At 59.1% G+C, this 5,827-nt stretch carries 6 protein-coding genes; 4 read left to right on the top strand and 2 right to left on the bottom strand.

Translation table 11 applies throughout. From position 1 onward, the window contains the following. On the top strand, positions 1-1,483 hold a 1,483-nt coding region (locus WCA53_RS16875; RefSeq protein WP_423912750.1), incomplete at its 5' end, for an IS1634 family transposase. Here WCA53_RS16875 and WCA53_RS16880 read toward each other — a convergent pair. Then, on the bottom strand, positions 1,458-1,715 hold the full coding sequence (locus WCA53_RS16880) for a hypothetical protein (protein ID WP_423912753.1): 258 nt from the start codon (positions 1,713-1,715) through the stop codon (positions 1,458-1,460). The genes WCA53_RS16875 and WCA53_RS16880 overlap by 26 nt on opposite strands. Positions 1,716-1,821: 106 nt before the next feature. Here WCA53_RS16880 and WCA53_RS16885 point away from each other — a divergent pair, with 106 nt between their 5' ends. Then, a complete protein-coding gene (locus tag WCA53_RS16885; protein WP_423912757.1) occupies positions 1,822-3,009 on the top strand; it encodes a phytanoyl-CoA dioxygenase family protein in 1,188 nt (395 codons plus the stop codon). 218 nt (positions 3,010-3,227) lie between these two features. On the opposite strand, the gene WCA53_RS16890 is transcribed toward WCA53_RS16885, so the two are convergent. Then, positions 3,228-4,130 carry a LysR family transcriptional regulator gene (locus WCA53_RS16890; RefSeq protein WP_423912761.1) on the bottom strand — a complete coding sequence of 301 codons (903 nt, stop codon included), beginning with the start codon at positions 4,128-4,130 and terminating at the stop codon, positions 3,228-3,230. A 133-nt stretch (positions 4,131-4,263) separates the two neighbouring features. Between WCA53_RS16890 and WCA53_RS16895 the strand changes: the two genes are divergently transcribed. Continuing rightward, positions 4,264-5,250, top strand: coding sequence for a 2Fe-2S iron-sulfur cluster-binding protein (locus WCA53_RS16895; RefSeq protein ID WP_423912763.1), 987 nt, complete (start codon positions 4,264-4,266; stop codon positions 5,248-5,250). Positions 5,251-5,293: 43 nt separating this feature from the next. Continuing rightward, a partial coding sequence (locus WCA53_RS16900) for a Rieske 2Fe-2S domain-containing protein (RefSeq protein ID WP_423912766.1) occupies positions 5,294-5,827 on the top strand: 534 nt, incomplete at its 3' end.

Genomic DNA, 5,827 nt, shown 5'->3' on the forward strand with positions numbered 1-5,827 from the left:
GCAGTGGTTTGCGTCGGCGCCTGCCGCGCTGCGCTCGGTGGTGATGGCGCTGCTGGTGGCGCGGGTGGTCTCGCCTGCTTCCAAGCTCGCCACGCATCGCATGCTGTGCGAGCAGACCGCGACCCACTCGCTGTCGCGGCTGCTGAAGCTGGGCGACGTCGACCTCGAGAAGGTCTATGCCGCGCTCGACTGGCTGGGAGAAGCTCAGGAAGGCATCGAGAAGCGCCTTGCTCGGCAGCATCTGGGTGGCAGTACGCTGGTGCTCTATGACCTCACCTCCACGTGGGTGACCGGACGCTGCTGCGAGCTCGCGGCGCGCGGCTACAGTCGCGATGGAAAGCGTGACGACCCGCAGATCGTGTTCGGGTTGATCTGCACTCCTGATGGCATCCCGGTGGCGCTCGAAGTCTTCGCCGGCAACACCGCCGATCCGGCCACCGTGGCACCTCAGGTGGCGAAGCTCAAGGACCGCTACGGCATCGACCAGCTCGCCTGGGTGGGTGACCGCGGCATGCTCACACAGGCACGCATCGACACGGTATTGCGCCCGGCCGGACTGGACTGGGTGAGCAGCCTGCGCGCGCCGCAGATGGCTGCGCTCGCCCACGAGAAGGGGCCCTTCCAGCCGTCGCTGTTTGATGAGCGCAACCTGCTCGAAGTAACCAGTGAGGCGTTCCCCGGCGAACGGCTCATTGTGTGCCGCAATCCTCTGCTGGCCGAGGAACGGACCCGCAAGCGCGAGGCCCTGCTGCAGGCCACCGAAGCTGAGATGATGAAGATCGCCCAAGCGACCACGCGCGCCCGCAACCGCCTCAAGGGTACCGAGGCGATTGCCTTGCGCGTGGGCCGCGTCATCGATCACTACAAGATGGCCAAGCACTTCGAGTTGAACATCACCGACTCGAGCTTCACGTGGGGGCGCAAGTACGAACAGATCCAGCAGGAAGCCGCGCTCGATGGCCTGTATGTGGTGCGCACGAGCTTGCCGGCCGCGGCACTATCCGCCGAGGCGGCCGTGTCGGCCTACAAGGGCCTGGCGGTGGTGGAGCGCGCCTTCCGTTCGCTCAAGACAGTCGATCTGCAGGTGCGTCCGATATTCCACTGGAATGCCGGGCGCGTGCGCGCGCACGTCTTTCTGTGCATGCTCGCTTACTACGTCGAGTGGCACATGCGCGAGAAGTTAAAGCCGATGTTGTTTGACGATGAGTACGTCGAACAAGCGCGGGCGGCCCGGCCTTCACCGGTGGCCAAGGCACGACGTTCGGACCAGGCGAAAGCCAAGGACGCGACCAAACTTGGCGAGGATGGCTTGCCGGTTCACAGCTTCCGTACGTTGCTCGACGACCTGGCGACGCTCGCGTACAACGTCTGTCACACGCCACTCAACCCGGATGCCAGGCTCGTCATGACGACGCGGCCCACGCCCGTTCAGGAAAAGGCCTTCCGCCTGCTCAACGTCAGCCCGGTCGCCTGTACCCAGTAATCGCTTCGCTCGCGCGCACATAATCGTGATAAATCAAAGAATTATGCGCGTCGGCGCTCAAAGCTCGGGCTAGCAACTCCACCGCATCGAGCAGCTCCAGCGGATCCTTGATCGGCAGCATCATCAACGCCATCGCCTGACGCTTGTAGAGGACGCCTACCCGGAACGGCCGCTTTCGAGAAAATCGAAGGACGGTTCCGGGTAGCCTGTCGTCGATCTCAGCCTGCATCATCGCGGTGAGCCATTGCAGATCCCCGAATTTGATGTCTTTTTGAGGGTTTACTGATACCCCGTCGATAATTCATGGGGCTATGCTTGACCCATAAATGGAGAGAGACATGGGCCGCAGCCACATCGAAAAGCGGGAGCAGAATTGGTTCAGTGAGCGCGATTGCGCTTTAAATGAATTCGTCGATCTGTTGGAGGTCGATGACAAAAGCCCGACGCGCTATGCGGCGGAAGTCACGCAGCGGATTCCCGTTTACGACTGTAAGCAACTCGATGGCATCACTCGCGATGCATCCGAAAGAGCGCAGTTGCAGGCGGAATGGGCTCGCGTCTTTCACGATGGCGCGGGGGTGCTGGTGCTTCGGCAAGCATTTGTCGATACCGGACCTGTCGACGACGCAACGGCCGTCTTCGAATCGATTATTCGCAGTGAGCGCGAGCAGGGCTCGCACGCAGCAGACCATTTCGCCAAGGCGGGCGCAAACGACCGGATCTGGAACGCCCAGGAAAAACTCTGCCTGCGAGCGCCCGTAGTGTTCGCGGAATACTTCTCGAATCCGATGCTTATGATGGTGTCCGAAGCGTGGCTTGGCCCGTGCTATCAGATGACGTCGCAGGTCAATGTAGTTCGCCCCGGGGGCGCTGCTCAACAGGCGCATCGCGATTACCACCTTGGTTTCCAGACGGTAGAAGAGGCGCAACGCTATCCTGCGCACGTGCATCGGATGTCCCGCTTCCTCACGCTGCAGGGCGCTATTGCGCATAGCGACATGTCAGTTGAGAGTGGACCCACGAAGCTCCTGCCGTATTCCCAGCGCTATGCCGAGGGATATCTGGCATGGCGTCGAGCTGATTTTCGGGAATATTTCGAAAATCATTTCGTACAACTACCGCTCGCGAAGGGCGATGCCGTGTTTTTCAATCCCGCGTTGTTCCATGCGGCCGGCGAAAATCGCACTGCGGACGTTCAACGCATGGCGAATCTCTTGCAGGTCTCATCTGCTTACGGCCGGGCGATGGAGGTGCTCGACCGCAGGAGAATGTGCGAGGCGGTTTATCCGGTATTGCGCGAGCGCCGCGCGTTAGGGCAAATAAGTGAAATTGAAACCGCCGCGGCAATTGCATCCTGCGCTGAGGGGTACCCGTTCCCTACCAACCTTGATCGCGATCCACCGGTCGGCGGGCTGGCCCCGGAAAGCCAGCAGGGACTCATGCACCGCGCACTTGACGAGGATTGGGAACCCGCCAGATTCACGCTCGCCTTGAACGATCACGCTGCGCGACAGCGATCTGCGTGAATTTGCGCCAGACGCGGGCAAGCCTGGTGCGTGGAAAATCGCCGTCAGTGAGCAGCACCGCCAACCACTGATGGCAATACGACGGGCGTTGACACACCTGTTGCATCCGATGTAGGAACCGTCGCATATCTCTTGTGCGAAGTTCGTGCGCAACCGCACATCATTGCCGGCAAGTCTGGTAATCCGCGGACGCGCCAGGACCGAATCGTCGCACTCCGCTAACGCGAGAACTCCTCGAAGACGAGATGTCGGAGCCACTGATTGCTCGGCTCGCGGTGATTCCTGGCATGCCAAAGGACATTAATGACGATGTCCGGAATCTTTACGGGGCATGCAACCGTTTCAAGGCCGAACGGCGCGAGCGTTCTCATTGCATAGGCCTCCGGCACAACGGCAATCAGATCGGTGGTTTGTAGAATGTGGCCAACCGCAATGAAATGCGGTACGCGCAAGCGAATATGTCGCGTGACGCCAGCCCGCTGGATGACCGAATCGACCATGCCGTGGCCGGTTCCTTCGGCGACAATCGACACATGCTCGGCTTCACCAAACGCTTTAAGCGACATGCCGGTTTTCCCAAGAGGGTGACCCTTGCGGAAGATGCAGGCATAGCGTTGTCGAAACAACCGGCGCTGAAAGAATCCGGTCATCAGGTCCGGCAGAAAGCCGATTGCCAAGTCGACGTGTCCTTGTTCCATCTCATCGCGCAACGTATCGGTTGGGTCGCGGACCGTACTGATCGTCACGCCGGGAGCAACCTTCGCCAACTTCTTCATGAGAGCGGGAAGGAAGTAGATCTCCCCAATGTCGGTCATGGCAACCGTAAATGATCGCGTACTCGATGCAGGGTCGAACGTTGCTTTCGCATTGAGCGTGTTGTAGATCGCCCCTAGCGCATAGCCGATTGGCTCGGCAAGCGTTTCGGCAAGGGGTGTCGGGATCATTCCTTTCGATGTGCGAAGGAAAAGCTCGTCGCCCAGAATCTTGCGCAGTCGGTTAAGCGCGTTGCTGATTCCCGGTTGCGAAATGCCGAGTGTTTCAGCGACTGCCGATACCCGACGTTGCCTCAGCAGTTCGTTGAATACAACCAGCAGGTTCAGGTCGATGTCCTGAAGCTCCATGTCGCGTCTCCTCTCTTTCTATCTCGCATTATCACCGACAGTGATTTGAGATATCAACCATCTTCTATTTATCAATACAGTGTGCGGCGGCATGATGGCTCCATCGATAGACCAGCCTGGAGACACTTGTGCCATGGACGTATCAATTCTGCCGCTTCAGCGGACCCTTGATGTGCGCGCTGGAGAAAACCTGCTCGACGTACTGCGCGCAAACCAGATCCCTATTTCATACAGTTGCATGGCCGGTCGTTGCGGCACATGCCGGTGCCGGGTGGCCTCGGGCCGTGTGCTCGCGACCGGCAGTGGAGACTCAAACCCACCCACGAGCGCGGGCCAGTCGGTACTCGCGTGCCAGACGACGCTTGTCGAAAGCTGCGCGATCGAGATACCGGAGGTCGATGAGATCGTCGTTCATCCGGCCAAGATCTTGAAGACAACGGTTCTCGCGATGGATGACCTGACGCACGACATAAAGCGCGTGCGCCTCGGCCTGTCGAAGCCTTTCGAATTCTCGCCGGGGCAATACGCCAATCTGCAGTTTGCGCCGCAACATGCCCGGCCGTATTCAATGGCAGTTACGCAAAATCCGGACGAAATCGAGTTTCATATTCGACTTGTTCCCGATGGTCGCGTCACATCGTACGTTGCGAACGAGCTGAAGGTGGGTGACTCAGTGCGTGTGAGCGGTCCGCTTGGCACGGCCTATTTGCGTCGTAAAACCGCCGGTCCGATCGTATGTATTGCGGGTGGCACGGGCCTCGCGCCGATCCTCTCGATCCTGAGGGGTATGACAGAAACCGGCATGGATAACCCCGTGCATGTCTATTTCGGCGTGCGTTCCAGTATCGACATCTACGGTCAACCTTGGCTGACCGAATTGCGAAGCCTGCTTCCACGCATGACGTTTCACATCGTCGTCGCGTCCGAGATGGACTCAACCGACTATCGCGGCGGTGTGGTGACGCAGGCAGTGAGCGACGACTGGAGCCATATGCAAGGTTGGACCGCCTACGTCGCGGGTGCGCCGGTCATGGTCGAGGCGGCGTCGATGCTGCTTCGGCAGAAGGGAATAACGCCCGAACGAATTTATGCCGACGCGTTCTATTCGAGCGGTGTTTGACAACTGAGCGGCACCTTATAAATCAGATCACAGGAGACACAGCATGAACGAGACTCCCGTTGTATTTAGACGGTCGGAATGGAAAGGTGAAGGTTCAAGCCGGATTCCATTTTGGGCCTACACGGACGACGATATCTACCGTCAGGAACTTGAGCGATTTTTCTACTCGGGACATTGGTGCTATGTGGCGCTCGAGGCCGAGATTCCGAATCCTGGCGATTTCAAGCGCACAGCCATCGGCGAGCGGTCCGTCATTGTCACTCGGGCGGCCGACGGTGAAGTGTATGCGGTGGAAAATGTCTGCGCGCATCGCGGAGTTCGCTTTTGCCGGGAAAAGTTTGGCAATCGGAAGGACTTCACGTGTCCGTACCACCAGTGGAACTATGACCTCAAGGGAAATCTTGTCGGCGTTCCCTTTCGTCGCGGGGTGAAGCTCGACGGTAAGGTCAACGGCGGGATGCCATCCGATTTCGATCCGAAGGATCACGGTCTCACGAAGCTGAAAGTTGCAACGCGAAACGGTGTTGTGTTTGCGTCGTTCGACCACGACGTTCCATCGCTTGAGGAGTATTTGGGG

The sequence above is a fragment of the Caballeronia sp. genome, from assembly GCF_049581465.1.
GTDB lineage: Bacteria > Pseudomonadota > Gammaproteobacteria > Burkholderiales > Burkholderiaceae > Caballeronia.

Excerpts from the sequence above, each read along its gene's own strand:
- WCA53_RS16880 (WP_423912753.1), bottom strand. The coding sequence starts at position 1,715 with ATGATGCAGGCTGAGATCGACGACAGGCTACCCGGAACCGTCCTTCGA.
- WCA53_RS16885 (WP_423912757.1), top strand. The coding sequence starts at position 1,822 with ATGGGCCGCAGCCACATCGAAAAGCGGGAGCAGAATTGGTTCAGTGAG.
- WCA53_RS16890 (WP_423912761.1), bottom strand. The coding sequence starts at position 4,130 with ATGGAGCTTCAGGACATCGACCTGAACCTGCTGGTTGTATTCAACGAA.
- WCA53_RS16895 (WP_423912763.1), top strand. The coding sequence starts at position 4,264 with ATGGACGTATCAATTCTGCCGCTTCAGCGGACCCTTGATGTGCGCGCT.